Here is a 26467-nt window from a genome sequence, read left to right as displayed (position 1 = left end):
ATTCAACATCGCTCAGGATTAACATATGTATAACTATTTGTGCGGCAGGTTAATCTATTCATGGTTATTATGTGTTGGTGAATCATCCTGGTTATAGAGTATTTTTGGTTTTATATCCTTCTTTTTTTAATTTCTCTGGTTTATTCAATAACCGCTTAATAATCACTATTAAGAATGTTCCTAAGATATTAGGGTGAAGATCCTGGTCAATATAAAAAACAAATAAGAATCGACAGCTATATTGCCAATAACCTCATGAAAATAAATGTCTTTTTCCTCATCGCAAAAATATCATATTTTCAGTTTTTGTAAATATTGACCCAGACGCGAAATCCATCGCCCGTCCGCGTGTTGACACTCCATAGGAAAAAACTTAAATTCAACGCCAAGCACAAAATAATTAAATCTCGCTTATCAAATATTGATAAGTAATGCATGTCTTATTTAATGGCGATTTATTAAAGGAATCGAATGCGCCAGTAAACTTTGTAGGCCTGGCAAGCAGTGACGTTGTGAAAATGATTACTTCAAGGACTATGAGGTTAAAATCTATATGGAATATAAATGCTGTTCCGATAAGTATATTTGGTCTGCCCATGACTCCTACTTCTATAAAGGTCTGTCCGAACTGATTGTGGATATTGACGAATTAATTTATCTGTCGCAGGAGAAAATTAGAAAGGATTTTGTGTTTATCAATCTCAATACGGCTTCGTTAAACGAGTTTATCAGGCGCGATAGCGAATGGCTCTCCGCGGTAAAGGGGAAACAGGTCGTATTGATTGCGGCCAGAAAGTCGGAAGCCTTAGCAAATTACTGGTATTACAATAGTGATATTCGTGGCGTGGTATATGTTGGCCTGAGTCGTGATATTCGAAAAGAGCTGGCCTATGTGATTAATGGCAGGTTTCTGCGTAAAGATATTAAGAAAGATAAAATTACTGACCGGGAAATGAAAATAATCCGCATGACCGCCCAGGGCATGCAGCCAAAATCGATCGCCAGAATTGAAAATTGTAGCGTGAAGACAGTATATACCCATCGGCGCAATGCTGAGGCCAAGCTGTATTCCAAAATATATAAATTGGTTCAGTAACACCTAGGCAACTCTGTTTTTTAAATGGTTCACCGGGACATCATGTCCTTAATTCAACTCAGGATGAAAAAGCGATGAAAAAAAAGGTTCTGGCAATAGCTCTGGTAACTGCGTTTAACGGTATGGGCGTGGCGCAGGCTGCTGACGTAACGGCTCAGGCTGTAGCGACCTGGTCGGCGACCGCCAAAAAAGACACCACCAGCAAGCTGGTTGTGACCCCGATCGGCAGCCTGGCGTTCCAGTACGCCGAAGGCATTAAAGGTTTTAACTCGCAGAAAGGTCTGTTTGACGTGGCGATTGAGGGTGACGCAACGGCGACTGCCTTTAAGCTGACCTCACGTCTTATCACCAACACCTTAACCCAGCTGAACACCTCCGGCTCCACGCTGAGCGTGGGTGTGGATTATAACGGCACAGCGGTCGAAAAAGCCGCGGATACCGTGATGATCGATACCGCCAACGGTGTACTGGGTGGCAACCTCAGCGCGCTGGCAAATGGCTACAACGTCGGCGGCCGTACCACCGCGCAGGATGGTTTCACCTTCTCCATCATCAGCGGCACCACCGACGGTTCTACCGCCGTGACCGATTACAGCACCCTGCCGGAAGGGATCTGGAGCGGCGACGTCAGCGTACAGTTCGACGCCACCTGGACCAGCTGATCCTTCTGCTGTACCAGCAGGGGGCTCTCCCCCTGCTTTTTTTCACGGACGGAATTGTTATGAAAAAGCATTTTCTGGCCCTCGGGCTGCTGCTTGCCGGGACGTCGCCGGCACAGGCGCTGGATGTCGGCGATATCTCATCCTTTATGAACAGCGACAGCAGCACGCTCAGCAAAACGATCAAAAACAGTACCGACAGCGGTCGACTGATCAATATCCATCTCGAACGGCTCTCTTCCCCGCTGGACGGCGGGCAGGTTATCCCGATGGACAAACCGGATGAGGTGCTGCTTACCCCCGCCAGCCTGCTGCTACCCGCCCAGGCCAGCGATGTCATCCGCTTCTTCTACAAAGGCCCGGCGGATGACAAAGAGCGCTACTACCGCATTGTCTGGTTCGATCAGGCGCTCAGCGATGCCCAGCGCGATAACGCTAAACGCAGCGCGGTGGCCACGGCGTCCGCCCGCATCGGCACCATTCTGGTGGTGGCGCCGCGTCAGGTGAATTACCGCTTTCAGTACGCCAACGGCTCTCTGACCAACACCGGGAATGCGACATTGCGGATCCTCGCCTACGGCCCCTGCCTGAAGGCCGCCGACGGTAAGGAGTGTAAAGAGAATTACTACCTGATGCCGGGTAAATCGCGCCGTTTTACGCAGGTGAATACGGCAGATAAAAAAGGACGGGTTGCGCTTTGGCAGGGTGAGCAGTTTGTTCCCGTGAAATAGACAGTTGTGCAGATGGATAACGACGATGCCTCTACGACGGATTTCCCCAGGACTGAAAACGCGGCTTGCCTTCGGCATGATATTTTTGTTCGTTCAGCCCGACGCCAGCGCGGCTGCCCCAGGCGCGCAGCAGATTGGCGGGGTGATTATTCCGCAGGCCTTCAGCCAGGCGCTGCAGGACGGCATGAGCATCCCGCTCTATATTCATCTTGCCGGCAGCCAGGGCATCAAGGACGATCAGCGGATCGGCAGCGCCTTTATCTGGCTGGACGGCGGCCAGCTGCGCGTCCGGCAGATCCGGCTGGAGGACAGTGAAGGTAACGCCAGCGTCAGTGAACAGACCCGTCAGCAGTTGGTCGGCCTGGCCAACACCCCGTTCAGCGAGGCACTCACCATTCCCCTGACCGACAGCGCCCAGCTGGATCTTAGCCTGCGCCAGCTCCTGCTGCAGCTGGTGGTCAAGCGCGAGGCGCTGGGCACCGTGCTGCGCTCGCGCAGCGAAGACATCGGTCAGTCCAGCGTCAATACCCTCAGCAGCAACCTGAGCTATAACCTCGGCGTCTATAACAACCAGATGCGCAATGGCGGGAGCAACACCTCCAGCTATCTGTCGCTGAACAACGTTACCGCGCTGCGGGAGCATCACGTGGTGCTCGACGGCTCGCTGTATGGGATCGGCAGCGGCCAACAGGACAGTGAATTATATAAGGCCATGTATGAGCGCGATTTCGCCGGCCACCGTTTTGCCGGCGGGATGCTCGACACCTGGAACCTGCAGTCCCTGGGACCGATGACCGCCATTTCGGCCGGCAAGATTTACGGCCTTTCCTGGGGAAACCAGGCCAGCTCCACCGTCTTCGACAACAGCCAGTCGGCCACGCCGGTGATTGCCTTTTTACCGGCGGCGGGCGAGGTGCATCTCACCCGTGACGGCCGGTTGCTGAGCGTCCAGAACTTCGCCATGGGCAACCATGAAGTGGATACCCGCGGCCTGCCGTACGGTATTTACGATGTCGAAGTGGAGGTGATCGTCAACGGGCGCGTGGTCAGCAAACGCACCCAGCGGGTCAATAAGCTGTTCAGCCGCGGACGCGGCATCGGCGCGCCGCTGGCGTGGCAGGTATGGGGCGGCAGTTTCCATATGGATCGCTGGTCGGAAAGCGGAAAAAAGACCCGGCCGGCAAAAGAGAGCTGGCTGGCGGGCCTTTCGACCTCCGGGTCGCTCAGCACCCTGAGCTGGGCGGCTACGGGCTATGGCTACGACAACCAGGCGGTGGGTGAAACCCGCCTGACGCTGCCGCTGGGTGAGTCGATCAACGTTAACCTGCAGAATATGCTGGCCAGCGACAGTTCCTGGAGCAGCGTCGGCAGCATTAGCGCCACGCTGCCGGGGGGCTTCAGTTCAGTGTGGGTCAACCAGGAGAGAACCCGCATTGGCGATCAATTGCGGCGCAGCGATGCCGACAACCGGGCGATCGGCGGCACCCTCAACCTGAACGCGCTGTGGTCGAAGCTGGGGACGTTCAGTGTCAGCTACAACGATGACCGCCGCTACAACAGTCATTACTACACCGCGGATTACTATCAGACGGTCTACAGCGGCGCCTTTGGATCGCTCGGCCTGCGGGCGGGGATCCAGCGCTATAACAATGGCGACAGCAGCGCCAACACCGGGAAATATATCGCCCTCGATCTCTCGCTGCCGCTGGGCAACTGGTTCAGCGCCGGGATGACCCATCAGAACGGCTACACCATGGCTAACCTCTCAGCGCGCAAGCAGTTTGATGAAGGCACCATTCGCACCATCGGCGCCAATCTGTCGCGGGCCATCTCCGGCGATACCGGGGATGACAAAACCCTCAGCGGCGGAGCGTATGCTCAGTTCGACGCCCGCTACGCCAGCGGCACGCTGAACGTCAACAGCGCGGCGGACGGCTACGTCAACACTAACCTCACCGCCAGCGGCAGCGTCGGCTGGCAGGGCAAAAACATCGCCGCCAGCGGACGAACCGACGGTAACGCCGGAGTGATCTTCAACACCGGGCTGGAGGACGATGGTCAGATTAGCGCCAGGGTTAACGGGCGGATTTTCCCGCTCAGCGGCAAGCGTAACTACCTGCCGCTCTCTCCCTATGGCCGCTATGAGGTGGAGCTGCAGAACAGCAAAAACTCCCTCGATAGCTACGACATCGTCAGCGGGCGTAAGAGTCATCTGACCCTTTATCCGGGCAACGTCGCGGTGATTGAGCCAGAGGTGAAGCAGATGGTCACCGTCTCCGGTCGTATTCGTGCAGAAGACGGCACGCTGCTGGCGAATGCGCGGATTAACAACCATATCGGCCGTACCCGGACCGATGAAAACGGCGAGTTTGTCATGGACGTGGATAAGAAATACCCCACTATCGATTTCAGCTACGGCGGCAATAAAACCTGCGAAGTGGCGCTGGAGCTCAGCCAGGCGCGCGGCGCCGTCTGGGTAGGGGATGTGGTCTGCAGCGGCCTCTCGTCGTGGGCGGCGGCGCAGCAGACAGGAGAAGAGAATGAAAGTTAATGCACTGATGGCGCTGGCGATCCTCGCGCTGCTCTGGCCGGCAGCCGCGCTCAGGGCGGCGGTGACCAAGACCACCTGGTCGGATGCGCCGGCGCGCGAGTTTGTGTTTGTTGAAAACAACTCCGACGACAACTTTTTCGTCACCCCCGGCGGGGCGCTGGATCCGCGTATGACCGGCGCTAACCGCTGGACCGGCTTAAAATACACCGGCTCCGGCACCATTTATCAGCAGAGTCTCGGCTATATCGATAACGGCTACAACACCGGGCTCAATGCCAACTGGAAGTTTGATATGTGGCTGGAAAACTCGCCGGTTTCGCACCCCTTAACCGGCCTGCGCTGCATCAACTGGTACGCCGGGTGCGATATGGCCACCAGCCTGATCCTGCCGCAATCCACCGACGCCAGCGGGTTTTATGGCGCGACGGTGACCAGCGGCGGCGCGAAGTGGATGCACGGCATGATGTCGGACGCGTTTTATCAATATTTGCAGCAGATGCCGGTCGGCGGCAGCTTTACGATGACCATCAATGCCTGTCAGACCTCGGTGAACTACGATGCCAGCAGCGGTGCGCGCTGTAAGGATCAGGCCTCCGGTAACTGGTATGTGCGCAACGTCACCCACACCAAAGCCGCGAACCTGCGGTTGATTAATACCCACTCGCTGGCGGAGGTGTTTATCAACAGCGACGGCGTGCCGACCCTGGGTGAAGGGAACGCCGACTGCCAGACGCAGACCATCGGCAGCCGCGCAGGATTAAGCTGTAAGATGGTCAACTATACCTTGCAGACCAACGGCTTAAGCAACACCTCGATCCATATTTTCCCGGCGATCGCCAACTCGTCGCTGGCCTCGGCCGTCGGGGCGTACGATATGCAGTTCAGCCTCAACGGCAGCTCCTGGAAGCCGGTGAGCAATACCGCTTATTACTACACTTTCAACGAGATGAAGAGCTCAGACTCGATCTATGTTTTCTTCTCCAGCAACTTCTTTAAGCAGATGGTGAATCTCGGGATCAGCGATATCAACACCAAGGATCTGTTCAACTTTCGCTTTCAGAACACCACCTCGCCGGAGTCAGGCTGGTATGAGTTTTCCACCTCCAACACGCTGATTATCAAGCCCCGTGATTTCAGCATCAGCATTATCTCGGACGAATATACCTCGGCGCCGTCGCGCGAGGGATATGTCGGCAGCGGCGAACCGGCGCTCGATTTCGGCTACATCGTCACCACCAGCGGTAAAACGGCCGCCGATGAAGTGCTGATCAAGGTGACCGGACCGGCGCAGGTGATTGGCGGGCGTTCCTACTGTCTCTTCAGCTCTGATGACGGTACGGCGAAAGTGCCGTTCCCGGCGACGCTCTCTTTTATCACCCGCAGCGGCACGACGCAGACCTACGATGCCGGGTGCGATGACAGCTGGCGGGATATGACCGATGCGCTGTGGCTGACCACGCCATGGACCGATATCTCCGGCGAAGTGGGGCAGATGGATAAGACCACGGTGAAATTTTCGATTCCGATGGATAACGCCATTTCGCTGCGGACGGTAGACGATAACGGCTGGTTTGGCGATGTCAGCGCTTCAGGAGAAATTCATGTCCAGGCGACGTGGCGCAACATTAACTAAGGCCCTGCTGACGGTAGGCTGCCTGCTGACAGCGCCGCTGGCGCAGGCCATCTCGGTCGGCAACCTGACCTTTTCCCTGCCAGCCGAAGCGGATTTTGCCAGCAAACGGGTGGTCAACAACAATAAAAGCGCGCGGCTGTACCGCATCGCCGTCAGCGCCATCGATCGCCCGGGCGGTAGCGAAGTCCGCGCCCGGCCGGTGGACGGCGAGCTGCTGTTCGCCCCCCGCCAGCTGGCGCTGCAGGCCGGTGAGAGCGAGTATTTTAAATTTTACTATCATGGCCCGCGGGATAACCGAGAGCGCTACTATCGGGTCTCGTTTCGCGAAATTCCCACCCGTAACCTGACGAGGCGCAGCCCGACCGGCGGCGAAGTCAGCATGGAGCCGGTGGTGGTGATGGATACCATTCTGGTGGTGCGCCCGCGCGATGTGCAGTTTAAATGGTCTTTCGATAAGGTGGCCGGGACGGTGAGCAACACCGGCAATACCTGGTTCAAGCTGCTGATTAAACCCGGATGCGATTCGACCGAAGAGGAGGGCGACGCGTGGTATCTGCGTCCCGGCGACGTGGTTCGCCAGCCGGCATTGCGCCAGCCGGGGAACCACTATCTGGTCTATAACGATAAATTTATTAAGATCAGCGATACCTGCCCGGTGAAACCCCGTCCCGCGGAGTGAGCCTTATCCGGTGGTCGCGCGGCGGGTAAAACGCCGGCTGGCCAGCAGGCTCAGACCGCAGCACAGCAGATAGTACACCGCGCCGGTGAAGACGAAGATCGCCAGGGGATAGATTTGCACCCGGTTGTTGACCTGGCCGGCCACGGTAGTCAGCTCCGGGACGTTGACGATAAACGCCAGCGACGTGTCTTTCAGCAGGCCGATAAAGATCCCCACCAGCGAGGGCTGAACGTTACGCAGCGCCTGCGGGAGCAGCACCAGGCGCAGCGTTTGCCCGGGGGCGAACCCCTGGGTCAGCGCCGCCTCATACTGTCCTTTCGGCAGCGACTGCAGCCCGGCCAGCACCGAGTGCATCACCGATGCGGCGGTAAACCACGCCAGCGCCAGGGTCACGGTCACCGCGCCGGGCAGATCGCCGCCGGTCAGCATCGGCAACAGATACCACAGCCAGAAGATGACAAATATCAGCGGGATGCCGCGAATAATTTCCGCCCACAGAAACAGCAGACGCCGCACCAGCCCCCCGTAGCGCCAGGCCAGGCCCGCCAGCGCAATGCCTCCCGGCAGCGCCAGCAGGGTGGCGCCGATGGCCATCAGCAGGGTCAGCGCCACGCCGCCGGGCTGGCCCTCCGCCAGTCGCCCCCACAGCAGGTAATCGAGGTTATCGGCGATCACCGCCAGATTAGCGTTCATGTTGGGCGCTCCGTTGCAGTTTTCTTCCCGGGCCGAGACGCGTGAGCGCCACGCCCATCGCCACCCCCAGCGCCAGGTACAGCGCAGTGCCGACGGCAAACGCCTCCAGGGCGTGCGCGTTATAGCTCTCAATCTGTCGTACCTGATAGGTCAGTTCCGCAAAGCCGATGCCGCTGGCCAGCGATGAGAGTTTCATCAGGTTAAGATACTGGCCGACAATCGGCTGCCAGGCGTTGGCCAGCCCCTGCGGCAGGAGGATAAAGCGCAGCTCCTGCCACGGCGTAAAGCCCTGCGACAGCGCGGCTTCCCGCTGCCCGTGGCTGACGGCGCGCAGTCCGGAGGCGATCTCTTCCACCAGAAAGGCGGAGGTAAAGACCCCCAGCCCCCACATCGAGCAGAGGAACTCTGGCGTCAGCCACCAGACGTTACCCGGCAAAATGGACCAGGCGTGTTCGTCGTTCACCACCTCCTTCACCGCCAGCGGCAGCAGGTTCCAGGCGGCAAAGTACCAGAACAGCAGCTGGACCAGCAGCGGGGTATTGCGAAACAGCGAGACCCACGCGGCCACCAGCCCGCGCCCCGCGCGGCCGCCGCCGAGGCGCAGGGCCAGCAGCAGGACCGCCAGCAGGGTGGCGAGCAGGATCCCGGCGACGCTGACCCAGACGGTGGTGAGAAAACCAGAGATAATCCATTGCAACGGCTGCCCGCTCAGGACGCCGTGCCAGTCAAGCATCGGCGTCACTCGAGGCTCTCCTGGTGCAGCGGATCCAGCACCTTCTGCAGAAAACGCCGTGCGCGGGCATGCTGCGGATGGGCGAAAAACTCAGCCGGCGGGGCGACCTCGAGAATGTCGCCGCCGTCGATAAACACCACCCGGTCGGCAATTTCGCGGGCAAACTGCATCTCATGAGTCACCACCAGCATGGTGATCCCGCTGTGGGCGAGGGTTTTCATCACCTGCAGCACTTCGCCGATCATCTCCGGGTCGAGCGCCGAGGTGGGCTCATCGAACAGGATAATCTGCGGCGAGGAGGCCAGGGCGCGGGCGATCGCCACCCGCTGCTGCTGGCCGCCGGAGAGCTGCGCCGGCATCTGCTGCGCTTTTTCTTCCAGCCCGACCTGGCGCAGCAGCGCCAGCGCCCGCTCCTGAGCCGCACTTTTTCCCCAGCCGTGGACGCGCTCCAGCGCCAGAGTGATGTTCTCCTGCGCCGTCAGGTGGGCGTAAAGGTTGAACTGCTGGAAGACAAAACCGACGCGGCTGCGCAGCTGGCGCAAGGCGCTGCCGCTCAGCCGGCTGGTCGGTTTATCGTCGATCAGGATCTCGCCGCCGCTTAAGGATTCGAGCTGGTTGATCAAGCGGATCAGGGTCGATTTTCCCGACCCGGAAGGGCCGAGGATCGCCACCACTTCGCCGGGCTCGACCTGCAGGTTGATCGCATTTAGCACCTGATGATCGCCGTAGCGCTTGGCCACATCACGGAACGTAATGCTGGCGCGCCGCAGACGTGAAAAATCCGCGGCCGGGGCCGCGGAGTGGGAGAGTAAACCCGAGAACATATTATTTCGCTTCTATGGTAAAGGCGCGCGGCTGCGGCGTTTTGGTGGCAGGGCCAAACCAGACATCGTAGATTTTTGCGGCTTCGCCGGTTTTCTCCAGCTTCACCAGCTCATCGTTAACGGCCTTCAGCAGGGCCGGTTCGCCTTTCTTCACGCCCACGCCAATCTCTTCTTTGCTGAGCAGGTCGGGCAGAATTTTAAACTTGGCTTTATCCGGCGCTTCCGCCAGCAGACCGGCGAGGATGGTGCTGTCCTGGGTGATGGCCTGGACGTTGCCGTTGCGCAGGGCGGTCAGGGCCAGCGGAATATCGTCATAGGAGAGAACGCGAGCCTGCGGGAAACGCTGGTGCAGGGCCTGTTCGCCGGTGGTGCCTTTCACCGCGCCGATGCGCGCTTTGCTGTACTCATCGAGCTTATCCGGAGAGCCGGCCGGCACGAGGAACTGCTGGCCGGTGACGAAATACGGCGTCGAGAAATCAATGACCTGGGCCCGCTCCGGGGTGATGGTAATGTCGGCGACGATCAGGTCGGCTTTGCCGGACTGCAGCAGCGGAATACGGTTGGCCGGGTTCGTCGCCACCAGCTCGAGTTTGACGCCGAGCGCTTTCGCCAGCGCCTGGGCAAAGTCGACATCGTAGCCGACGATATGGTGGGTTTTGGCATCCACCGAGCCGAACGGCGGGTTAGCGTCGAAGGTGGCGACTTTCACGACGCCGGCGGCTTTGATGTCAGCCAGCTGGTCTGCCTGTGCCTGCGAGGCGAGCAGCAGCATACCCAGCGCCAGTGCTATTTTTGTGGTTTTGTTGCGCATAGTTTTTCCCCTGAATCCCTGTTTTGTTTTGTGGACATCACGCTCCCACAAATTCCCCGTCGGCGGCAAAGAAGAAAAAATTCTTATCTATAACGAAAAAGAACTTAACAAACCTGTGGGTATTCTTTATGCGCCGCTGGCGTTTTACCGGGGCGGCAACGATTGCCGGGCGGTTCCCTCTCCCTCCGGAGAGAGTGGGAGGGGGAGGGATAGGGGTAATTTTCCGTTCACTTTGCGTTTGCGAGAAAATGGTGGTTCTTTGCCGGTGAACGGGTAAAGGGGGAGAAAACCGTCTCCCCCTTTACAATCCCCCCGGTCCCGCAGAGAAATCGGTGCTGCGCACTACGCTCACCTCCCGGTCATCAGCCTGCGGTCGGCTCAACTCGACGTCGTGTCTCGAATCGCCTCTGGCCGCCCTCCGTGGCGGCCAGCCCTTGTCTGCCGACCTCCGGTTCGCCGATTTCAGCGGGAATCGGCCCGCTGCACGCCCGTAGGTTTCAGGAGCCATTTCATAGCAATCAGAACATATCCGTTAAAAATGGTATGTGCCTTTCCCTGTGGCCCCGCGGTGTATACCGGGGCGGTAACGATTGCCGGGCGGTTCCCTCTCCCTCAGGGAGAGGGTTAGGGTGAGGGGAAAGGACCGGGCGTAATATGCGCCAGCCAGGATTGCAAATTCGGAATTAATATTTCCCGCCCCCGGCCAACTGTGGTTGAAATAGACCCAGGCGATTCGCTTCCCGACAGAGGAGAAAACGAAAGTGGCATTGTGGCAACGATTAACGGGCTGGCTGGCTTTTTTGTCCAACGGTGAAGCCGGACAGCAGGATACCCAGCGCGTCATGGAGGCGATCCTGCCGGTGGCCAGCCTCTACGGCGTGGATATTGGCAACGTGGAAACCCGGTGGTTCCGTCATGATAAGACATACTGAGCGACGCAGGACGCGTGAAGCCTACTGGAACGAGGTGTGCTTTGTGTAGCAAGAGACTGCCTGAGGTTGCGGCATCACAGGATGCGCCGCCGCAGCCCAGGCAGTTTTGATCATGCTTATCCCCCCAGATACATCCGCTTAATTTCCGGGTTAGTCAGCATCTCCCGCGCCGCGCCTGACAAGGTGATCCGGCCATTCTCCAGGACATACGCCCGATCGGCGATCGCCAGCGCTGCCGTCGCATTCTGCTCCACCAGCAGCACCGTCATATTCTCTTCGCGCAGTTGCTTAATGATGCCGAACAGCTCGCCGACAATTTTCGGCGCCAGTCCGAGGCTCGGTTCATCCAGCATCAATAACACCGGCTCGCTCATCAGCGCCCGGGCGATGGCCAGCATCTGCTGCTCGCCGCCGCTCATGGTGCCCGCCATCTGATGGCGCCGCTCCTTGAGCCGTGGAAAGAGGGCATACATGCGATCGCGCAGGCGGGTGTAGCCGGCGAGATTATTGTAAGCGCCCATGCGCAGGTTCTCTTCGATGGTCAGGTTGGTAAAGACCCGGCGTCCCTCCGGCACCAGCGCCAGCCCGCGGCGCACAATCTGGTGGGTCTGGCTACGTGAGATATCGTCGTTGAGGAAGCTGACGCGCCCACTGGAGCGCACCAGGTTGACGATCCCGTTCAGGGTGGAGGTTTTACCGGCGCCATTGCTGCCGATCAGGGTGACGATTTCCCGGTCATAGACGTCGATATCAACGCCTTTCAGCCCCTGGATCACGCCGTAAAAGACCTTAAGTTCCCGGGCGTTAAGCATAATTGGCTTCTCCCAGATAAGCGGAAATGACGTCCGGATGCTGGATTGCCTCGGCCATCAGGCCGCTGAACAGCGGCTTACCGTACTCCAGAACCATCACCCGCTCACACAGGCGGTTGACGAAGGGCATATCGTGCTCAATCAGCAGGACGCTGAGCTGATAGTCATGGCGCATGCGGAAGATAAGCTCCGCCAGATCCTCGGTCTCCTTCGGGTTCATCCCGGCGGCCGGCTCATCGAGCAGCAGCAGCTTCGGCGCGGTGGCCAGCGCGCGGGCGATCTCCACTTTGCGCTGGTTGCCATAGCTCAGGTTTGTGGCCTGCATATGGGCGAAGTGGGCGATGCCGATGTCCTCCAGAATGGCCATGGCTTTGGCTTTCGCCGCCCGTTCGGCCGGAAAGTAGCGGCCAATATGCAGCGCCGCCTCCAGCAGGGAGTAGCGGCTGGCGCGGTCGAGTCCGACCATCACGTTCTCCAGCACCGTCATGGAGTTAAACAGACGGATATTCTGGAAGGTACGGGCGATCCCGGCGTTCACCACCTGGTTGGGCTTCAGCCCCTTCAGCGACGTGCCCGCCAGGGTGACGTTGCCGCGGGTGGGTTTATAGTTGGCGGTGATGACGTTAAACAAAGTGGTTTTGCCCGCGCCGTTAGGGCCGATAAGGCCAAAGATCTCCGCCTCGTCAACATGGAAGCTGACGTTGTCGATGGCCCGCAGGCCGCCAAACTGCATGGTAACGTCCTGCACCTGCAGGATGACTTTATTTTCCGCCATAGCCGCGGCTCCTTCTTCCGATCTGCCAAATCTCTTTTTTCCCCAGTAGCCCTTCGCGGGCGAAAAGCATGATGATCAGCAGCAGCAGGGAGAAGACCACCATTCGCAGGCCCGGATACGCGCCGAGATCGTGGCCAAAAAACTGCAGCGGCTGGTCGAGGAAGCGCAGCCACTCGCCGCTGCCGACCACCAGTACGGTGCCGAGCAGGGCGCCGGTGGTGCTGCCGAGTCCGCCGAGGACGATAATAATCAGCAGCTGGAAGGTGAGCATAAAGTCGAACAGCCCCGGGGAAATGGTGGTCAGCAGCGAAGCCAGCAGACCGCCGCCGATCCCTTCGAAGAAGGCGCTGGTGGCGAAGGCGCAGGTTTTGATGCGGAAGGTGTTGACCCCCATGGCGATCGCCGCATCTTCATCGTCGCGAATGGCTTTCATCATCCGGCCATACTTCGACCACACCAGCTGGAGGATCATGCCGGTGGCCAGCAGGGCGAACAGCCCGCACCAGAACAGGAGATTCGGCTGCTGCGGAATATCGTTCAGCCCGATGGCGCCGTTGGTGATTTGCGGGTTGTTAATGGCGAGGATCTTGATGATAAACCCAAAGCCGAGGGTGACGATGGCCAGGTAGTCGCCACGTACCCGGAAGACCGGTACGGCGAGGCACACCGCCAGCGCCGCCGCGCACAGGCCGCTTATCAGCAGGGCAGGGAGGAAGCCCGCGTGCAGGCTGAGGATCCACGGGCTGGGGGCGGCCATTTCAAACATGTCTACCTTGCTGTCGCTGGAGAGGATCAGCAGGGCGGTCACGTAGGCGCCCACCGCCACGAAGCCGTTCGGCTCCAGCGACAGCTGGCCGGTCACGCCGTTGATCAGGTTGTAGCTGACCGCGAGGATCATAAAGATAAAAATGGTGCTGATGACGCGAACAATGTAGTCATTGAAAACCACGTTGATTCCGGCCAGCAGCGCGATACAGATGACAATAATGGCCAGGTTGCGCAGTTGCGCCCCGGCGGTCGTCGTCGCGTTGAGCATCAGAAACGGCTCCTTTCCAGACGTTCGTCGCCCATAATGCCGACCGGGCGGAACAAGAGGACCAGAATCAAGAACAGGAAGGCGAAAGCGTCTTTATAGCCGCCCAGTTCGGGGAAGATCGCCACGGCGACCACCTCGGTAAAACCGAGGATAAAGCCGCCCAGCACCGCGCCGGTGACGCTGCCGATCCCGCCCAGCACGGCGGCGGCGAAGGCCTTCAGGCCGATAAGCACGCCCATCAGGGGATCGATAGTGGGGTAGCTGATGGAGTAGAACACGCCGCCGAGCGCCGCGAGACTACTGCCGAGGGCGAAGACCAGGGAGATGATCCGGTTGGCGTCAATGCCCATCAGGCGCACGGTGTTGACGTCAAAGGCCACTGCGCGGATCGCCATCCCATAGCGGGTGCGGTACAGCAGCCAGAGGATCGCCAGCAGCAGCAGGACGGTGATCAGCGGCACAATCCACGCCACGTTGGTAATGATGACGCTGCCGAAGGCGCGGGTCTGGTTGAAAAAGTCAGGGGCGGAGAAGAAGCGTGAGCTGCCGCCGAACAGCACGTTAAACAGGTTTTCGAGGAAGAAGCTGACGCCGATGGCGGTGATCAGCATGGAGATTTTCGAGGCCTGACGCAGCGGACGATAGGCGACCCGGTCAATCAGCATACCAAACAGGCCGCACAGCCCGAGGGTCAGGAAAACGGCTACCCCGAAGGGTAGCCCAACCGAAGAAAATAAAAACAGCGTACTAAACGCGCCGACCATCATCACGTCCGCATGGGCGAAGTTGATCAGCCGTAGCACGCCATAAACCATCGTATAACCGATGGCAATCAGGGCGTACATGCCCCCAAGACTCATTCCATTGACCACTTGCTGGAGAAAAATGGCGCCGTCCATTTTGTAGCCTCGTCACAACTTAAGGGTTAACCACGGTACGAAACGCCAGCTTGCCATCTTTCACTTCGTTGATGACCGCGCTGCGAATGGCATCGCCGTTCTGTAACGTCAGCGTGCCGGTCACGCCCTGGAAATCTTTGGTGGCGCGGATTTTTTCATTCACGCAGACCCGATCGTGGGGATCGCTGCACTGGTTCATGGCGTTGACGATGACGTTATAGGCGTCCGCCGCCATTGCGCCCCAGGTATGGGTCGGCTGCTGGTATTTTGCTTCCCAGGCTTTGATGAAGGTTTCCCCGGCCGGGGTCTGCTCTTTGGCGTTCGGCGAGTAATAATCGGTGGTCATATAGCCGTTGACCGCGTCTTTACCGACATCGAAGAAGACCTGATCCGCGGCCAGACCGTCGCCGCCCACCACCGGTTTGTTGAGCCCCAGTTGTTTAGACTGCACGGCAATCAGCGCCCCTTCGGTGTAGTAGATCGGCATGTAAATCATGTCGACATTCTTCGCCTTGACGCTCGCCAGCTGGGCTTTAAAGTCCTTGCTGCCGCCCGGGGCCTGTACCTCGATGGGAATGGTGCCGCCGTTTTTCAGGAACTGGGTGCGGAACGCTTTCGCCAGGCCGACGGAGTAGTCGTTGCTGCTATCAAACACGATGGCGGCGGTTTTGGCTTTCAGATCGCGGGAGGCCAGATTGGCCCCGACCACCCCCTGGAAGCTGTCCGAGAAACAGACCCGGCTGACGTACGGATGGTTACGGGTGACGCGGTCGTTGGTGGCGGTGGAGGAGACCAGCGGCGTTTTGCTGTCGTCGGCGATCTTGGTCATCGCCAGGGTGTTGGAGGAGGTGACTTCCCCGATCACGGCATCCACTTTATCGCTGGAGACCAGGCGCTGCATGGCGTTGGCCGCTTCGACTTTGTCGCTTTTATCATCGATAACGATAAGCTTGATGGTATCGCCATTTTTTAAGGTCGGAGTGATGGCCTGAATAATGTCCAGCCCTTTCTGCGACGGCTGGCCGTAGCCGCTGAGGGCGCCGCTCAGGGGTAATACCACCCCGATTTTAATTTCCGCTGCCTGCGCGCTGCTGGCGCCGACCAGCGCGGCAACCAGCGTGGCCATTAAAGACGCTTTCCCGGAAAACGATTTCATGGGTATTTCTCCGTCGGTCGATTATTTATCTTTAACCATCAATGACTGCATAACATTGAGGAATAATTCGCCAGCGTGTCCGACGAATTATTGGCTGTTATGTTGAATAGATAACGAGATATATACCCTAAATAATTCGAGTCGCATGAAGGCGGCAAGTGAGCGAGTCCCCGGAAGCTTACCGAAGTAAGTGACTGGGGAGAGAACGCAGCCAACGCACATGCAACTTGAAGTATGACGGGTATTTTTAATGCGCTGATTTACCTTACAACGTCCGTTTCGTTTTTACTCATGCAATATTCTTATTACCTGCAGGCAAGGGTATAAGGCTGATGACAACACGGTTTTGGGGACGGTGAACGCATTTTGCCGGATGGCGACTGGCGCCTTATCCGGCCTGGAAAATACGCCATATAAACCGGTTGAACGGCTTCCGTAGGCCCGCGCAAGCGAAGCGCCGCCGGGCAATTTCAGCACGCGGCGGAATATAATAGTCAGATGCGCAAGATAATATTAAAAATCTATTCTGCGGCTGGTGTGACTTATTATTTTAAAGGGGTTAACGGTTTTATTTTTCCATGCAGCGCCGGATTATCACTTTCATCTTTTAACTGCACGCCGGTGACGCGGCGTAAAAAAGCCTGCTCCAGCAGCCAGGCCAGTTTAAAGGCGGCGGCGTCATGGCTTAATCCCTCCGGACGAATATTGGAGATACAGTTGCGCTCCGATTCCAGCCGCTGCCGATGGGGCTGCCAGGTGAGGTAGACGCCGAGGCTGTCCGGTGAGGAGAGACCCGGTCGTTCGCCAATCAGGATCGCCACCGCGCGGGCTTTCAGGGTTTCGCCAATATCATCCCCCAGCGCCACCCGCGACTGATGCGCCAGCACCACCGGCGCCAGGCCGATACCCAGCGTCTGCAGATAGGGCAGCAGGGCGCGGATCAACGGCACCGCCTGGCGCTCTACCGCCCAGGAAGAGAGGCCATCGCCGATTACCAGCAGCAGGTCGGCGGGGCGGACGCCGCTGGCGGCGAGATCGGCGCGGCTTTCGTCGGCGAGCTGCCGCCCGAGATCCGGGCGCCGCAGATAGGTGTGACGGTCCGGCGCGGCGCTGCGCACCGTCAGGGCGTCGAGGCCGAGCGCCGCCAGCGGCGCCACCAGCTGCTGGCTGGCGAACGGCTGATGAATGGCGTCCCGCGCTCTGGCGTGGGCCAGACCAAAGTTGAGGACTTCGCGGGTCGGCAGGCTGGCGCCACTGCGCCCCAGGGCGATCCGCGCATCGGTAAATTCACGTAGCGGGTTCCAGGCATCGGGACGGTTCATACAGGGGCTCCTTGCGGCAGAACGGACAACAGCGGATGGCGGGCGTCGGTGAGCCGCAGCGCGCCGTGCGGATCGATAATCTGCATCTTCGCCAGCCAGTCGGCGAACTCCGGGGCATGCTTTAAGCCCAGCAGGCGACGGGCGTACAGCGCGTCATGGAACGAGGTGCTCTGGTAATTGAGCATGATATCGTCCGCTCCGGGCACGCCGATCAGGAAGGTGAGCCCGGCGGTGCACAGCAGAGTCAGCAGGGTGTCCATATCATCCTGATCCGCTTCCGCGTGGTTGGTATAGCAGACGTCGCAGCCGATCGGCAGGCCCATCAGCTTGCCGCAGAAATGATCCTCCAGCCCGGCGCGAATAATCTGCTTGCCGTCATAGAGATACTCCGGACCGATAAAGCCGACCACGGTATTGACCAGTAGCGGTTCAAAGTGACGGGCGACGGCGTAGGCCCGCGCCTCACAGGTTTGCTGATCGACGCCGTGGTGGGCGTTGGCCGACAGGCAGCTTCCCTGGCCGGTCTCAAAATACATCACATTGTTGCCGAGGGTACCGCGCCTGAGGCTGAGGGCCGCCTCGCGGGCCTCCTGCAGCATGGCAAGATTGATGCCGAAGCCGCTGTTGGCCGCTTCGGTTCCCGCCACCGACTGAAACACCAGATCCACCGGCGCGCCGCGCTCAATCAGCTGCAGCGTATTGGTGACATGAGTCAGGATGCAGGACTGGGTGGGGATGGCGAAGCGCTGAATAATATCGTCCAGCATGACGTTCAGCTGCGCCAGCACCGGTAAGCTGTCGCTGGCCGGGTTGATGCCAATCACCGCGTCCCCGGCGCCGTACAGCAGCCCGTCGAGCATACTGGCGGCGATGCCTTTCAGATCGTCGGTGGGATGGTTGGGCTGCAGGCGCACGCTGAGGTGGCCGGGCAGGCCGATGGTGTTGCGAAAGCGCGTCACCACCTGGCATTTGCTGGCGGCAAGGATCAGATCCTGATTGCGCATCAGCTTACTGACCGCCGCCGCCATCTCCGGGGTGATGGCGCGGGCGACCCGCTGCAGCGTGGCGGTATCGGTAGCATCATCCAGCAGCCAGTCGCGAAAATCGCCGACCGTCAGGTGACGCAGGGCGGCAAAGCCCTGCGCATCATGGGTGTCGAGGATCAGGCGAGTCACTTCATCCTGCTCGTAAGGGATCAGCGGGTTGTCGAGTATGTCGGTCAGCGGCACCTCGGCAAGGGCCATTTTCGCCGCCATCCGCTCTTCGGCTGAGGTGGCGATAACCCCTGCGAGGGCGTCGCCGGAGCGGGCCGGCGACGCTTTCGCCATCAGCGTTTTCAGACTATCAAAGCGCCATACCTGGCCCGATAGCGTGGTTTTATACATGCCGCCTCCTCAGGAGACCGTGCGCAGTTGAGGATCCACTGGCGCCCGTTCACGGGCCGCTGCGGTTTTGCGGAACCACAGGTAGCCGCCGAGCATCATCGCCGCGAAAATCAGCGCCAGCAGCAGGTTATACCAGACCATCGCCACCAGGCAGAGCACCGCCATGCCGAGGGCAAAGGCCGGCGCCAGCGGGTAGAGCGGGGCGCGGAACGGACGGATCAGCTTCGGCTCGCTACGGCGCAGTTTGAACAGCGCCGCCATGGAAGTGATATACATAACAATAGCCCCAAATACCGACATGGTGACGATGCAGGCGGTCAGCGGCATGCCGCTGATGGTGATCAGCGAGTCGGAGAAGATCGCGGCGATACCGACCACGCCGCCGGCGAGGATCGCCAGATGCGGGGTGCGCGTGCGGCGGTTGAGGGAGGCCAGCCCGGCGGGCAGATAGCCGGCGCGGGCGAGGGAGTAGATCTGCCGCGAGTAGCCCATAATGATGCCGTGGAAGGAGGCGACGAGGCCAAACAGCCCCAGCCACACCAGCATATGCAGCCAGCCGCTGCCGTTGCCCACGACCGTCTTCATCGCCTGGGGCAGCGGATCGTTAATATTGGACAGCGCGCGCCAGTCGCCGACGCCGCCGGCGAAGACCATCACGCCGATCGCCAGCACCGTCAGCGTCAGAATGCCGCCGCCCAGGGCGCGGGGAATGGTGCGCTGCGGATCTTTGGCCTCTTCGGCCGCCATGGAGGCCCCCTCAATGGCGAGGAAGAACCAGATGGCGAACGGAATGGCGGCGAACATCCCCGGCAGCGCCAGGCCGCTGAAGCTGTCCGCGCCCGCCCAGCCGTTAGTGGTGAAGTGGCTCCAGGAGAAGCCGGGGGCGACCACGCCCATGAACACCAGCAGCTCGAAGATGGCCAGCAGGGTGACGATCAGCTCGAAGGTGGCGGCAATGCCGACGCCGAGAATATTGAGCGTCATAAAGATCACGTAAGCGCCGCAGGCGACCCATTTCGGATCCAGCGCCGGAAACTGCACGTTGAGGTAGGCACCGATGGCCATGGCGATGGCCGGCGGGGCGAAGACGAATTCAATCAGGGTGGCAAAACCAGCGATAAAGCCGCCGGTGGGCCCGAAGGCGCGGTAGGCATAGGCGAAAGGGCCGCCAGCGTGCGGGATGGCGGTGGTCAGCTCGGTAAAGCTGAAAATAAAGGCGCAGTACATGGCGGCGACCGCCAGGGCGACGACCATAAACCCCATCGTGCCCGCCTGCGACCAGCCGTAGCTCCAGCCGAAGTACTCCCCGGATATCACCAGTCCGACGGCGATCCCCCATAAACGAAAACTGCCGAGCGTTCTTTTTAAGGTGGTGGTGTGCTCTGTCATACGTGTTGCCTCGCCAGATAGAAAGGTTCTGAACGACAGGCTGCAAAGAGAGTGCCAGAACGTTGCCTGCCGCGATAAGGCATCAGCGCGTGGCGCGCCAGCCGGCGCTGCGCAAAAATGGGGCAGGCTGCACGCTGTCGGCGCGTGCCCTGGTGCAGCGGCTTTGCTTTTTCCGCGGCGGCACGGTATAACACCTCTTCTTTTGGATGTTTAGATGTCTATACGTTTATACGCATCAAGACCCGGGCAAGCGGGCTGGCGTGAGAAAATAAAATGCAAAGCACAACACAACAACAAGGTGGGCAACTGAAGCGCACCATGAAAACGCGCCATCTGATCATGCTGTCGCTCGGCGGCGTGATTGGCACCGGCTTATTCTTTAATACCGGGTATATCATCTCCACCACCGGCGCGGCCGGGACGCTGCTGGCGTATCTGATTGGTGCCCTGGTGGTCTGGCTGGTGATGCAGTGCCTCGGCGAACTGTCGGTGGCGATGCCGGAGACCGGCGCCTTCCACGTTTACGCAGCGCGCTATCTTGGCCCGGCGACAGGCTATACCGTGGCGTGGCTCTACTGGCTGACGTGGACGGTGGCGCTGGGGTCGAGCTTCACCGCCGCCGGCTTCTGCATGCAGTACTGGTTCCCGCAGGTGCCGGTCTGGATCTGGTGCGTGGTGTTCTGCGCAGTGATCTTCGGCCTTAATATCATTTCGACGCGCTTCTTCGCCGAAGGCGAGTTCTGGTTCTCGCTGGTGAAAGTGATCACCATCATCGCGTTTATTGTTCTCGGCGGCGCGGCCATTTTCGGCTTCATTCCGATGCAGGATGGCTCGCCGGCGCCGGGCCTGAATAATATCACCGCCGAAGGCTGGTTCCCGCATGGCGGCCTGCCGATCCTGATGACCATGGTGGCGGTGAACTTCGCCTTCTCCGGAACGGAGCTTATCGGCATTGCCGCCGGGGAAACGGAAAACCCGCATAAGGTTATTCCGGTCGCCATCCGCACCACTATTGCCCGGCTGATTATTTTCTTTATCGGCACCGTGTTTGTGCTGGCGGCGCTGATCCCAATGCAGCAGGCGGGGGTGGAGAAAAGCCCCTTCGTGCTGGTGTTTGAGAAGGTGGGCATCCCTTACGCGGCGGACATGTTCAACTTCGTGATCCTGACGGCGATCCTGTCGGCGGCCAACTCCGGCCTGTACGCTTCCGGACGGATGCTGTGGTCGCTGTCGAACGAGAAGACGCTGCCGGCCTGCTTTGCCAAAGTCAATAAACGGGGCGTGCCGGTGACCGCCCTGTCGGTCAGTATGTTGGGCGGCGTGCTGGCGCTGTTCTCCAGCGTGGTGGCGCCCGATACGGTGTTTGTGGCGCTGTCGGCGATCTCCGGCTTTGCGGTGGTGGCGGTGTGGTTAAGCATCTGCGCCTCGCACTTTATGTTCCGCCGCCGCCATCTGCAGCAGGGCAGGGCGCTGAGCGATCTGCAGTATCGCGCTCCCTGGTATCCGGTGGTGCCCGTGCTGGGCTTTGTGCTGTGCCTGGTGGCCTGCGTGGGCCTTGCCTTTGACCCGAGCCAGAGAATTGCGCTGTGGTGCGGGATCCCCTTTGTGGCCCTGTGCTATGGTGCCTGGTATCTTACTCGTTCACGGAATATGACTCAGGAGCCCCAACATGTCGCAGACTAATCCGTTTACCGCCCTGCTTGCCGCCCAGCCGTTTGTGCTGCTGGACGGCGCCATGGCCACCGAGCTGGAGGCGCGCGGCTGCGATCTGGCCGACAGCCTGTGGTCAGCGAAAGTGCTGCTGGAGAACCCGCAGCTGATCCGCGATGTGCATCTCGACTACTTTCGCGCCGGGGCGCAGGTGGCGATCACCGCCAGCTATCAGGCCACTCCGGCGGGCTTTGCCGCGCGCGGGCTGGATGAGGCGCAGTCCCGGGCGCTGATCGGCAAAAGCGTCGAACTGGCGCGCAAAGCGCGCGAGGCGTACCTCGCCGAGAACCCGCAGGCCGGTACGCTGCTGGTGGCCGGTTCGGTGGGGCCGTATGGCGCGTTTCTCGCCGACGGCTCGGAGTATCGCGGCGATTATCAGCGCAGCGCGGCAGAGTTCCAGGCCTTCCACCGCCCGCGCGTCGAAGCGCTGCTGGATGCCGGCGCCGATCTGCTGGCCTGTGAAACCCTGCCGTCCTTCGCCGAGATCCAGGCCCTGACGGCGTTGCTGCAAGCGTATCCCCGCGCCCGCGCCTGGTACGCCTTTACGCTGCGCGATGCCGAACATCTCAGCGACGGCACGCCGCTGCGCGAGGTGATGGCCGCCCTGGCGGATAACCCGCAGGTGGTGGCGGTGGGGATCAACTGTATCGCGCTGGAAAATACGCCCGCGGCGCTGGCGCATCTGCACAGCCTGACGACGCTGCCGCTGGTGGTCTATCCTAACTCCGGCGAACATTATGACGCGGTGAGCAAGACCTGGCACCATCATGGCGAAGCCTGCGCCACCCTGGCGGATTATCTGCCGCAGTGGCTGGCGGCCGGGGCGAAGCTGATTGGCGGCTGCTGCCGCACCACGCCGAAGGATATTGCTGAGCTTAACGCGAAGCGCTGAGTTTTTTTGCCGGGTGGCGCTGCGCTTACCCGGCCTACACCTTGCGCGATCCGTCGCCGCCACCCGGCGCCAACCCTCTGCCACTCATCAACCGCACAAAACCAACTATCCTTTCCCGCTTTTGTTCTAAAAACGATTCGCTATTAGCCAGAATTTTTAATTACTTCATCTGCATCCTGATGCCGGAAATACTGCACCTATAACAACTCAGGGGAAGCAGACACTATGGCATTCACATCGCGAATTACTCTTCTGGCGGCGCTGGCCGTCGCCGCCTTCCAGGCGCAGGCGGTCAACGTGACCGTGGCGTATCAAACCTCCGCTGAGCCGGCGAAAGTCGCCCAGGCGGACAACACCTTCGCCAAAACCAGCGGCGCGACCGTCGACTGGCGGAAATTCGACAGCGGCGCCAGCGTGGTGCGTGCCCTGGCCTCCGGCGATGTGCAGATCGGCAATATCGGCTCCAGCCCGCTGGCGGTGGCCGCCAGTCAGCAGGTGCCGATCGAAGTGTTCCTGCTTGCCTCAAAGCTCGGTAACTCCGAAGCGCTGGTGGTGAAAAAGAGCATCACCAAACCGGAAGATCTGATCGGCAAGCGCATTGCCGTGCCGTTTATCTCCACCACCCATTACAGCCTGCTGTCGGCGCTCAAACACTGGGGCATCAAGCCGGGTCAGGTGCAGATTATTAACCTGCAGCCGCCAGCGATCATTGCCGCCTGGCAGCGCGGGGATATCGATGGCGCTTACGTCTGGGCGCCAGCGGTTAACGAACTGGAAAAAGAGGGCAAGGTGCTGACCGATTCTTCCCTGGTGGGGGAGTGGGGCGCGCCGACGCTTGACGTCTGGGTAGTCCGTAAGGACTTCGCCGAGCAGCATCCGGAGATCGTCAAAGCGTTCGCTAAAAGCGCCATCGACGCCCAGCAGCCCTACATCGCCAACCCGGAGGCATGGCTGAAACAGCCGGACAACATCAGCAAGCTGGCGCGCCTGAGCGGCGTGCCGGAGGCTGATGTCCCCGGGCTGGTGAAGGGGAACACCTACCTGACCGCCGCTGAGCAGGCGCAGGCGCTGAACGGGCCGGTCAATCAGGCCATCGTCGATACCGCGCGCTTCCTGAAAGAGCAGGGCAAAGTGCCTGCGGCGGGAACCGATTATCGTCAGTACGTTACTGACCGCTTTGTGAAGTAAAGGAGGCGGCGATGCTGCAAATCTCGCATCTTTCCGCCGACTACGGCGGTAAACCGGCGCTGGCGGATATCAATCTGACGCTGGAGAGTGGGGAGCTGCTGGTGGTGCTGGGGCCTTCGGGCTGCGGTAAAACCACTCTGCTGAACCTGATTGCCGGATTCGTGCCCTATCAGCACGGCAGCATCACCCTCGAAGGTCAGCGGGTGACCGGGCCGGGCGCAGAGCGCGGGGTGGTCTTCCAGAATGAAGGTCTGCTGCCGTGGCGCAATGTGCAGGATAACGTGGCGCTGGGCCTCCAGCTGGCGGGCGTGGATAAAGCGCAGCGCCGGCAAGCGGCGGCGCAGATGCTGAAGAAGGTCGGCCTCGAAGGGGCGGAAAAGCGCTTTATCTGGCAGCTGTCCGGCGGTCAACGTCAGCGGGTGGGCATCGCCCGGGCGCTGGCGGCGAATCCGCAGCTGTTGCTGCTGGATGAACCCTTCGGCGCGCTTGACGCCTTTACCCGCGAGCAGATGCAGACATTGCTGCTGAAGCTGTGGCATGAGACCGGCAAACAGGTGCTGCTGATCACCCATGACATTGAAGAGGCTATCTTTATGGCCACCGAGCTGGTGCTGCTGTCGCCGGGGCCGGGACGGGTGGTGGAGCGACTGCGGCTTGATTTCAGCCGTCGCTTTGTCGCGGGCGAATCCTGCCGCAGCATCAAATCCGACCCGCAGTTTATTGAACAGCGGGAATACATTCTGAGCCGGGTGTTTGACCAACGGGAGGCTTTCTCATGAGCGTGGTACTGAACGACAAACCGCGTCAGACGACGCTGAAATGGCGCTGGCCGCTCTCCCGTCAGCTTACCCTCAGCGTGGCGACCCTGGCGGTATTGCTGGCCGTCTGGTGGGCGGTCGCGGCGCTGCAGCTGATTAGTCCGCTGTTTCTGCCGCCGCCGGGCCAGGTGCTGCAAAAGCTTATCACTATCGCCGGGCCGCAGGGCTTTATGGATGCGACGCTCTGGCAGCACCTGGCGGCGAGCCTGACGCGGATCGTTATCGCCCTGCTGGCGGCAGTGCTTATCGGCGTGCCGGTGGGGATCGCCATGGGGCTCAACTCAACGGTGCGCGGGATCCTCGACCCGCTGATCGAACTCTATCGTCCGGTGCCGCCGCTGGCCTACTTACCGCTGATGGTGATCTGGTTTGGCATCGGTGAAACCTCTAAGATCCTGCTGATCTACCTGGCGATTTTCGCGCCGGTAGCCATGTCGGCGCTGGCAGGGGTAAAAAGCGCGCAGCAGGTGCGGATTCGCGCCGCCCGTTCGCTGGGCGCCAGCCGGGCGCAGGTGCTGTGGCTGGTGATCCTGCCCGGCGCGCTGCCGGAGATCCTCACCGGGCTGCGCATTGGTCTCGGGGTGGGCTGGTCAACGCTGGTGGCCGCTGAGCTGATCGCCGCCACCCGCGGATTAGGATTTATGGTGCAGTCTGCCGGCGAGTTTCTCGCCACCGATGTGGTGCTGGCGGGGATCGCGGTGATTGCCATTATCGCCTTTTTACTGGAACTGGGTCTGCGCGCGCTGCAGCGGCGCCTGACGCCCTGGCATGGAGAAGTACAATGAGTGAACGTCTGAGCATTACCCCGCTGGGGCCGTATATTGGCGCGCAGGTGAGCGGGGCAGATTTAACCCGTCCGCTGAGCGACAACCAGTTTGAACAGCTGTATCACGCGGTGCTGCGTCATCAGGTGGTATTCCTGCGCGAGCAGAATATCACCCCGGCGCAACAGCGCGATCTGGCGCTGCGGTTTGGCGACCTGCATATCCATCCGGTCTACCCTCACGCCCCAGGGGTGGAGGAGATTATCGTCCTCGATACCCACAACGATAATCCGCCGGATAATGACAACTGGCATACCGATGTCACCTTTATCGACACGCCGCCCGCCGGCGCCATTCTGGCGGCGAAAGAGCTGCCGACGACCGGCGGGGACACCCTGTGGACCAGCGGCATCGCCGCCTGGGAAGCGCTGTCAGAACCCTTCCGGCAGCTGCTGAGCGGCCTGCATGCCGAACACGATTTCCGCAAATCGTTCCAGGAGTATAAGTACAACAAGACCGAAGCCGAGCATCGGCGCTGGCAGGAAGCGGTGGCGAAGCATCCGCCGCTGCTGCATCCGGTAGTGCGTACCCACCCGGTGACCGGCAAGCAGGCGCTGTTCGTTAATGAAGGCTTTACCACGCGAATTGTCGAGGTGAGTGAGAAAGAGAGCGCAGCGCTGCTGAACTTCCTGTTTGCTCATGTCACTAAACCGGAGTTTCAGGTGCGCTGGCGCTGGCAGCCGAACGATGTCGCTATCTGGGATAACCGGGTGACGCAGCATTACGCCAACGCCGACTATCTGCCTCAGCGGCGGATCATGCACCGGGCGACGATCCTCGGCGATAAGCCGTATTACCGGGCGGGGTAAGGCTTGTATCAGCCGCGAGCCGCGGAGAACATTGCCCGCTGCTTTCCGGAGGCGGCGCCTGACGCGCCTTTTCCGGGCTACCGATCCGTCGGAAACGGTAGCCCGGCTAA

27 protein-coding genes are annotated in these 26467 nt (G+C 60.1%); 15 read left to right on the top strand and 12 right to left on the bottom strand.

Annotated elements, in window-relative coordinates; translation table 11 throughout:
* The first annotated feature begins 553 nt into the window (after nt 1-553).
* From ecpR to B8P98_RS22110, 6 genes are all read left to right on the top strand, one after another.
* A complete protein-coding gene (ecpR, locus tag B8P98_RS22135) occupies nt 554-1096 on the top strand; it encodes an ECP biosynthesis operon DNA-binding transcriptional regulator EcpR (RefSeq protein ID WP_025713472.1) in 543 nt (180 codons plus the stop codon).
* A 74-nt stretch (nt 1097-1170) separates the two neighbouring features.
* The gene (ecpA, locus tag B8P98_RS22130; protein ID WP_095033405.1) at nt 1171-1758 is read left to right on the top strand and encodes a common pilus major fimbrillin subunit EcpA; all 588 of its coding nucleotides are present in this window, start codon (nt 1171-1173) and stop codon (nt 1756-1758) included.
* 59 nt (nt 1759-1817) lie between these two features.
* Complete coding sequence (locus B8P98_RS22125; RefSeq protein WP_095033404.1) at nt 1818-2486, top strand: EcpB family pilus assembly chaperone; 669 nt, start codon at nt 1818-1820, stop codon at nt 2484-2486.
* A 25-nt stretch (nt 2487-2511) separates the two neighbouring features.
* The gene (locus B8P98_RS22120) at nt 2512-5037 is read left to right on the top strand and encodes a fimbrial biogenesis outer membrane usher protein (protein ID WP_095033403.1); all 2526 of its coding nucleotides are present in this window, start codon (nt 2512-2514) and stop codon (nt 5035-5037) included.
* On the top strand, nt 5027-6670 hold the full coding sequence (ecpD, locus tag B8P98_RS22115) for a fimbrial adhesin EcpD (RefSeq protein ID WP_025713476.1): 1644 nt from the start codon (nt 5027-5029) through the stop codon (nt 6668-6670). Before B8P98_RS22120 ends, ecpD begins: the two co-directional genes overlap by 11 nt.
* Nucleotides 6639-7349 (top strand): fimbrial biogenesis chaperone, encoded by a 711-nt coding sequence (locus B8P98_RS22110; protein ID WP_025713477.1) that lies wholly within the window; start codon nt 6639-6641, stop codon nt 7347-7349. Before ecpD ends, B8P98_RS22110 begins: the two co-directional genes overlap by 32 nt.
* Before the next feature lie 3 nt (nt 7350-7352).
* Here B8P98_RS22110 and B8P98_RS22105 read toward each other — a convergent pair whose 3' ends face one another.
* Genes B8P98_RS22105 through B8P98_RS22090 form a run of 4 tightly spaced genes read right to left on the bottom strand, consistent with a single transcriptional unit; the run spans nt 7353 to nt 10410 of the window.
* Nucleotides 7353-8042 carry an amino acid ABC transporter permease gene (locus B8P98_RS22105; RefSeq protein WP_012968861.1) on the bottom strand — a complete coding sequence of 230 codons (690 nt, stop codon included), beginning with the start codon at nt 8040-8042 and terminating at the stop codon, nt 7353-7355.
* Nucleotides 8032-8784 (bottom strand): amino acid ABC transporter permease, encoded by a 753-nt coding sequence (locus tag B8P98_RS22100; RefSeq protein WP_012968860.1) that lies wholly within the window; start codon nt 8782-8784, stop codon nt 8032-8034. Before B8P98_RS22100 ends, B8P98_RS22105 begins: the two co-directional genes overlap by 11 nt.
* The gene (locus B8P98_RS22095; RefSeq protein WP_025713478.1) at nt 8781-9599 is read right to left on the bottom strand and encodes an amino acid ABC transporter ATP-binding protein; all 819 of its coding nucleotides are present in this window, start codon (nt 9597-9599) and stop codon (nt 8781-8783) included. The genes B8P98_RS22100 and B8P98_RS22095 overlap by 4 nt, the downstream gene beginning before the upstream one ends.
* A 1-nt stretch (nt 9600) precedes the next feature.
* Nucleotides 9601-10410, bottom strand: coding sequence for an ABC transporter substrate-binding protein (locus B8P98_RS22090; RefSeq protein ID WP_002890106.1), 810 nt, complete (start codon nt 10408-10410; stop codon nt 9601-9603).
* A 761-nt stretch (nt 10411-11171) separates the two neighbouring features.
* Between B8P98_RS22090 and B8P98_RS22080 the strand changes: the two genes are divergently transcribed.
* Nucleotides 11172-11342, top strand: a complete 171-nt coding sequence (locus tag B8P98_RS22080; protein WP_002890108.1) for a hypothetical protein — start codon at nt 11172-11174, stop codon at nt 11340-11342.
* A gap of 116 nt (nt 11343-11458) precedes the next feature.
* Here B8P98_RS22080 and B8P98_RS22075 read toward each other — a convergent pair whose 3' ends face one another.
* From B8P98_RS22075 to B8P98_RS22055, 5 genes are read right to left on the bottom strand one after another with little or no spacing between them, the layout of a single operon-like run.
* Nucleotides 11459-12154 carry an ABC transporter ATP-binding protein gene (locus B8P98_RS22075; RefSeq protein ID WP_004204908.1) on the bottom strand — a complete coding sequence of 232 codons (696 nt, stop codon included), beginning with the start codon at nt 12152-12154 and terminating at the stop codon, nt 11459-11461.
* The gene (locus tag B8P98_RS22070; RefSeq protein WP_025713479.1) at nt 12147-12929 is read right to left on the bottom strand and encodes an ABC transporter ATP-binding protein; all 783 of its coding nucleotides are present in this window, start codon (nt 12927-12929) and stop codon (nt 12147-12149) included. Before B8P98_RS22070 ends, B8P98_RS22075 begins: the two co-directional genes overlap by 8 nt.
* On the bottom strand, nt 12916-13965 hold the full coding sequence (locus B8P98_RS22065) for a branched-chain amino acid ABC transporter permease (protein WP_025713480.1): 1050 nt from the start codon (nt 13963-13965) through the stop codon (nt 12916-12918). The genes B8P98_RS22070 and B8P98_RS22065 overlap by 14 nt, the downstream gene beginning before the upstream one ends.
* Nucleotides 13965-14864, bottom strand: a complete 900-nt coding sequence (locus B8P98_RS22060; RefSeq protein WP_002890128.1) for a branched-chain amino acid ABC transporter permease — start codon at nt 14862-14864, stop codon at nt 13965-13967. The genes B8P98_RS22065 and B8P98_RS22060 overlap by 1 nt, the downstream gene beginning before the upstream one ends.
* 19 nt (nt 14865-14883) lie before the next feature.
* Complete coding sequence (locus B8P98_RS22055; RefSeq protein WP_004147267.1) at nt 14884-15990, bottom strand: ABC transporter substrate-binding protein; 1107 nt, start codon at nt 15988-15990, stop codon at nt 14884-14886.
* On the opposite strand from B8P98_RS22055, the gene B8P98_RS31180 reads away from it, so the two are divergent.
* Nucleotides 15983-16126, top strand: coding sequence for a hypothetical protein (locus B8P98_RS31180; protein ID WP_042929599.1), 144 nt, complete (start codon nt 15983-15985; stop codon nt 16124-16126). The two genes, B8P98_RS22055 and B8P98_RS31180, sit on opposite strands and share 8 nt — an antisense overlap.
* Nucleotides 16127-16565: 439 nt before the next feature.
* Here the strand turns inward: B8P98_RS31180 and eutC are convergent, their stop codons facing one another.
* From eutC to eat, 3 genes are read right to left on the bottom strand one after another with little or no spacing between them, the layout of a single operon-like run.
* Entirely contained in the window at nt 16566-17342 is a 777-nt protein-coding gene (gene eutC / locus B8P98_RS22050) for an ethanolamine ammonia-lyase subunit EutC (RefSeq protein ID WP_023297110.1), read from the bottom strand.
* A complete protein-coding gene (locus tag B8P98_RS22045; RefSeq protein ID WP_025713481.1) occupies nt 17339-18727 on the bottom strand; it encodes an ethanolamine ammonia-lyase subunit EutB in 1389 nt (462 codons plus the stop codon). The genes eutC and B8P98_RS22045 overlap by 4 nt, the downstream gene beginning before the upstream one ends.
* Nucleotides 18728-18736: 9 nt before the next feature.
* Nucleotides 18737-20116 carry an ethanolamine permease gene (eat, locus tag B8P98_RS22040; protein WP_004177284.1) on the bottom strand — a complete coding sequence of 460 codons (1380 nt, stop codon included), beginning with the start codon at nt 20114-20116 and terminating at the stop codon, nt 18737-18739.
* A 62-nt stretch (nt 20117-20178) separates the two neighbouring features.
* Here eat and B8P98_RS31175 point away from each other — a divergent pair, with 62 nt between their 5' ends.
* From B8P98_RS31175 to tauD, 7 genes are all read left to right on the top strand, one after another.
* Nucleotides 20179-20307 (top strand): hypothetical protein, encoded by a 129-nt coding sequence (locus B8P98_RS31175; protein WP_165931837.1) that lies wholly within the window; start codon nt 20179-20181, stop codon nt 20305-20307.
* Nucleotides 20308-20389: 82 nt separating this feature from the next.
* Nucleotides 20390-21799 carry an S-methylmethionine permease gene (gene mmuP / locus B8P98_RS22035; RefSeq protein ID WP_025713482.1) on the top strand — a complete coding sequence of 470 codons (1410 nt, stop codon included), beginning with the start codon at nt 20390-20392 and terminating at the stop codon, nt 21797-21799.
* Nucleotides 21786-22718, top strand: a complete 933-nt coding sequence (mmuM, locus tag B8P98_RS22030) for a homocysteine S-methyltransferase (RefSeq protein WP_025713483.1) — start codon at nt 21786-21788, stop codon at nt 22716-22718. The genes mmuP and mmuM overlap by 14 nt, the downstream gene beginning before the upstream one ends.
* 225 nt (nt 22719-22943) lie before the next feature.
* Entirely contained in the window at nt 22944-23906 is a 963-nt protein-coding gene (gene tauA, locus B8P98_RS22025; protein WP_025713484.1) for a taurine ABC transporter substrate-binding protein, read from the top strand.
* 11 nt (nt 23907-23917) lie between these two features.
* Entirely contained in the window at nt 23918-24685 is a 768-nt protein-coding gene (gene tauB / locus B8P98_RS22020; RefSeq protein WP_009307890.1) for a taurine ABC transporter ATP-binding subunit, read from the top strand.
* Complete coding sequence (tauC, locus tag B8P98_RS22015; protein WP_008805332.1) at nt 24682-25509, top strand: taurine ABC transporter permease TauC; 828 nt, start codon at nt 24682-24684, stop codon at nt 25507-25509. The genes tauB and tauC overlap by 4 nt, the downstream gene beginning before the upstream one ends.
* A complete protein-coding gene (tauD, locus tag B8P98_RS22010) occupies nt 25506-26357 on the top strand; it encodes a taurine dioxygenase (protein WP_004147277.1) in 852 nt (283 codons plus the stop codon). The genes tauC and tauD overlap by 4 nt, the downstream gene beginning before the upstream one ends.
* The last annotated feature ends 110 nt before the right edge of the window (nt 26358-26467 follow it).

It is taken from the genome of Klebsiella quasivariicola (assembly GCF_002269255.1).
GTDB lineage: Bacteria > Pseudomonadota > Gammaproteobacteria > Enterobacterales > Enterobacteriaceae > Klebsiella > Klebsiella quasivariicola.
This window is presented reverse-complemented; position numbering and strand designations above follow the sequence as displayed.

Coding starts and splice junctions, on each gene's coding strand:
- B8P98_RS22095 (WP_025713478.1), bottom strand. CDS start 9,599: ATGTTCTCGGGTTTACTCTCCCACTCCGCGGCCCCGGCCGCGGATTTT.
- tauD (WP_004147277.1), top strand. CDS start 25,506: ATGAGTGAACGTCTGAGCATTACCCCGCTGGGGCCGTATATTGGCGCG.
- ecpA (WP_095033405.1), top strand. CDS start 1,171: ATGAAAAAAAAGGTTCTGGCAATAGCTCTGGTAACTGCGTTTAACGGT.
- tauC (WP_008805332.1), top strand. CDS start 24,682: ATGAGCGTGGTACTGAACGACAAACCGCGTCAGACGACGCTGAAATGG.
- B8P98_RS22065 (WP_025713480.1), bottom strand. CDS start 13,965: ATGCTCAACGCGACGACGACCGCCGGGGCGCAACTGCGCAACCTGGCC.
- eutC (WP_023297110.1), bottom strand. CDS start 17,342: ATGAACCGTCCCGATGCCTGGAACCCGCTACGTGAATTTACCGATGCG.
- B8P98_RS22055 (WP_004147267.1), bottom strand. CDS start 15,990: ATGGCCACGCTGGTTGCCGCGCTGGTCGGCGCCAGCAGCGCGCAGGCA.
- ecpR (WP_025713472.1), top strand. CDS start 554: ATGGAATATAAATGCTGTTCCGATAAGTATATTTGGTCTGCCCATGAC.
- ecpD (WP_025713476.1), top strand. CDS start 5,027: ATGAAAGTTAATGCACTGATGGCGCTGGCGATCCTCGCGCTGCTCTGG.
- mmuM (WP_025713483.1), top strand. CDS start 21,786: ATGTCGCAGACTAATCCGTTTACCGCCCTGCTTGCCGCCCAGCCGTTT.
- B8P98_RS22105 (WP_012968861.1), bottom strand. CDS start 8,042: ATGAACGCTAATCTGGCGGTGATCGCCGATAACCTCGATTACCTGCTG.
- eat (WP_004177284.1), bottom strand. CDS start 20,116: ATGACAGAGCACACCACCACCTTAAAAAGAACGCTCGGCAGTTTTCGT.
- B8P98_RS22045 (WP_025713481.1), bottom strand. CDS start 18,727: ATGTATAAAACCACGCTATCGGGCCAGGTATGGCGCTTTGATAGTCTG.
- B8P98_RS22110 (WP_025713477.1), top strand. CDS start 6,639: ATGTCCAGGCGACGTGGCGCAACATTAACTAAGGCCCTGCTGACGGTA.
- B8P98_RS22070 (WP_025713479.1), bottom strand. CDS start 12,929: ATGGCGGAAAATAAAGTCATCCTGCAGGTGCAGGACGTTACCATGCAG.
- B8P98_RS22060 (WP_002890128.1), bottom strand. CDS start 14,864: ATGGACGGCGCCATTTTTCTCCAGCAAGTGGTCAATGGAATGAGTCTT.
- tauA (WP_025713484.1), top strand. CDS start 22,944: ATGGCATTCACATCGCGAATTACTCTTCTGGCGGCGCTGGCCGTCGCC.
- tauB (WP_009307890.1), top strand. CDS start 23,918: ATGCTGCAAATCTCGCATCTTTCCGCCGACTACGGCGGTAAACCGGCG.
- B8P98_RS22090 (WP_002890106.1), bottom strand. CDS start 10,410: ATGCGCAACAAAACCACAAAAATAGCACTGGCGCTGGGTATGCTGCTG.
- B8P98_RS22120 (WP_095033403.1), top strand. CDS start 2,512: ATGCCTCTACGACGGATTTCCCCAGGACTGAAAACGCGGCTTGCCTTC.
- B8P98_RS22075 (WP_004204908.1), bottom strand. CDS start 12,154: ATGCTTAACGCCCGGGAACTTAAGGTCTTTTACGGCGTGATCCAGGGG.
- B8P98_RS22125 (WP_095033404.1), top strand. CDS start 1,818: ATGAAAAAGCATTTTCTGGCCCTCGGGCTGCTGCTTGCCGGGACGTCG.
- mmuP (WP_025713482.1), top strand. CDS start 20,390: ATGCAAAGCACAACACAACAACAAGGTGGGCAACTGAAGCGCACCATG.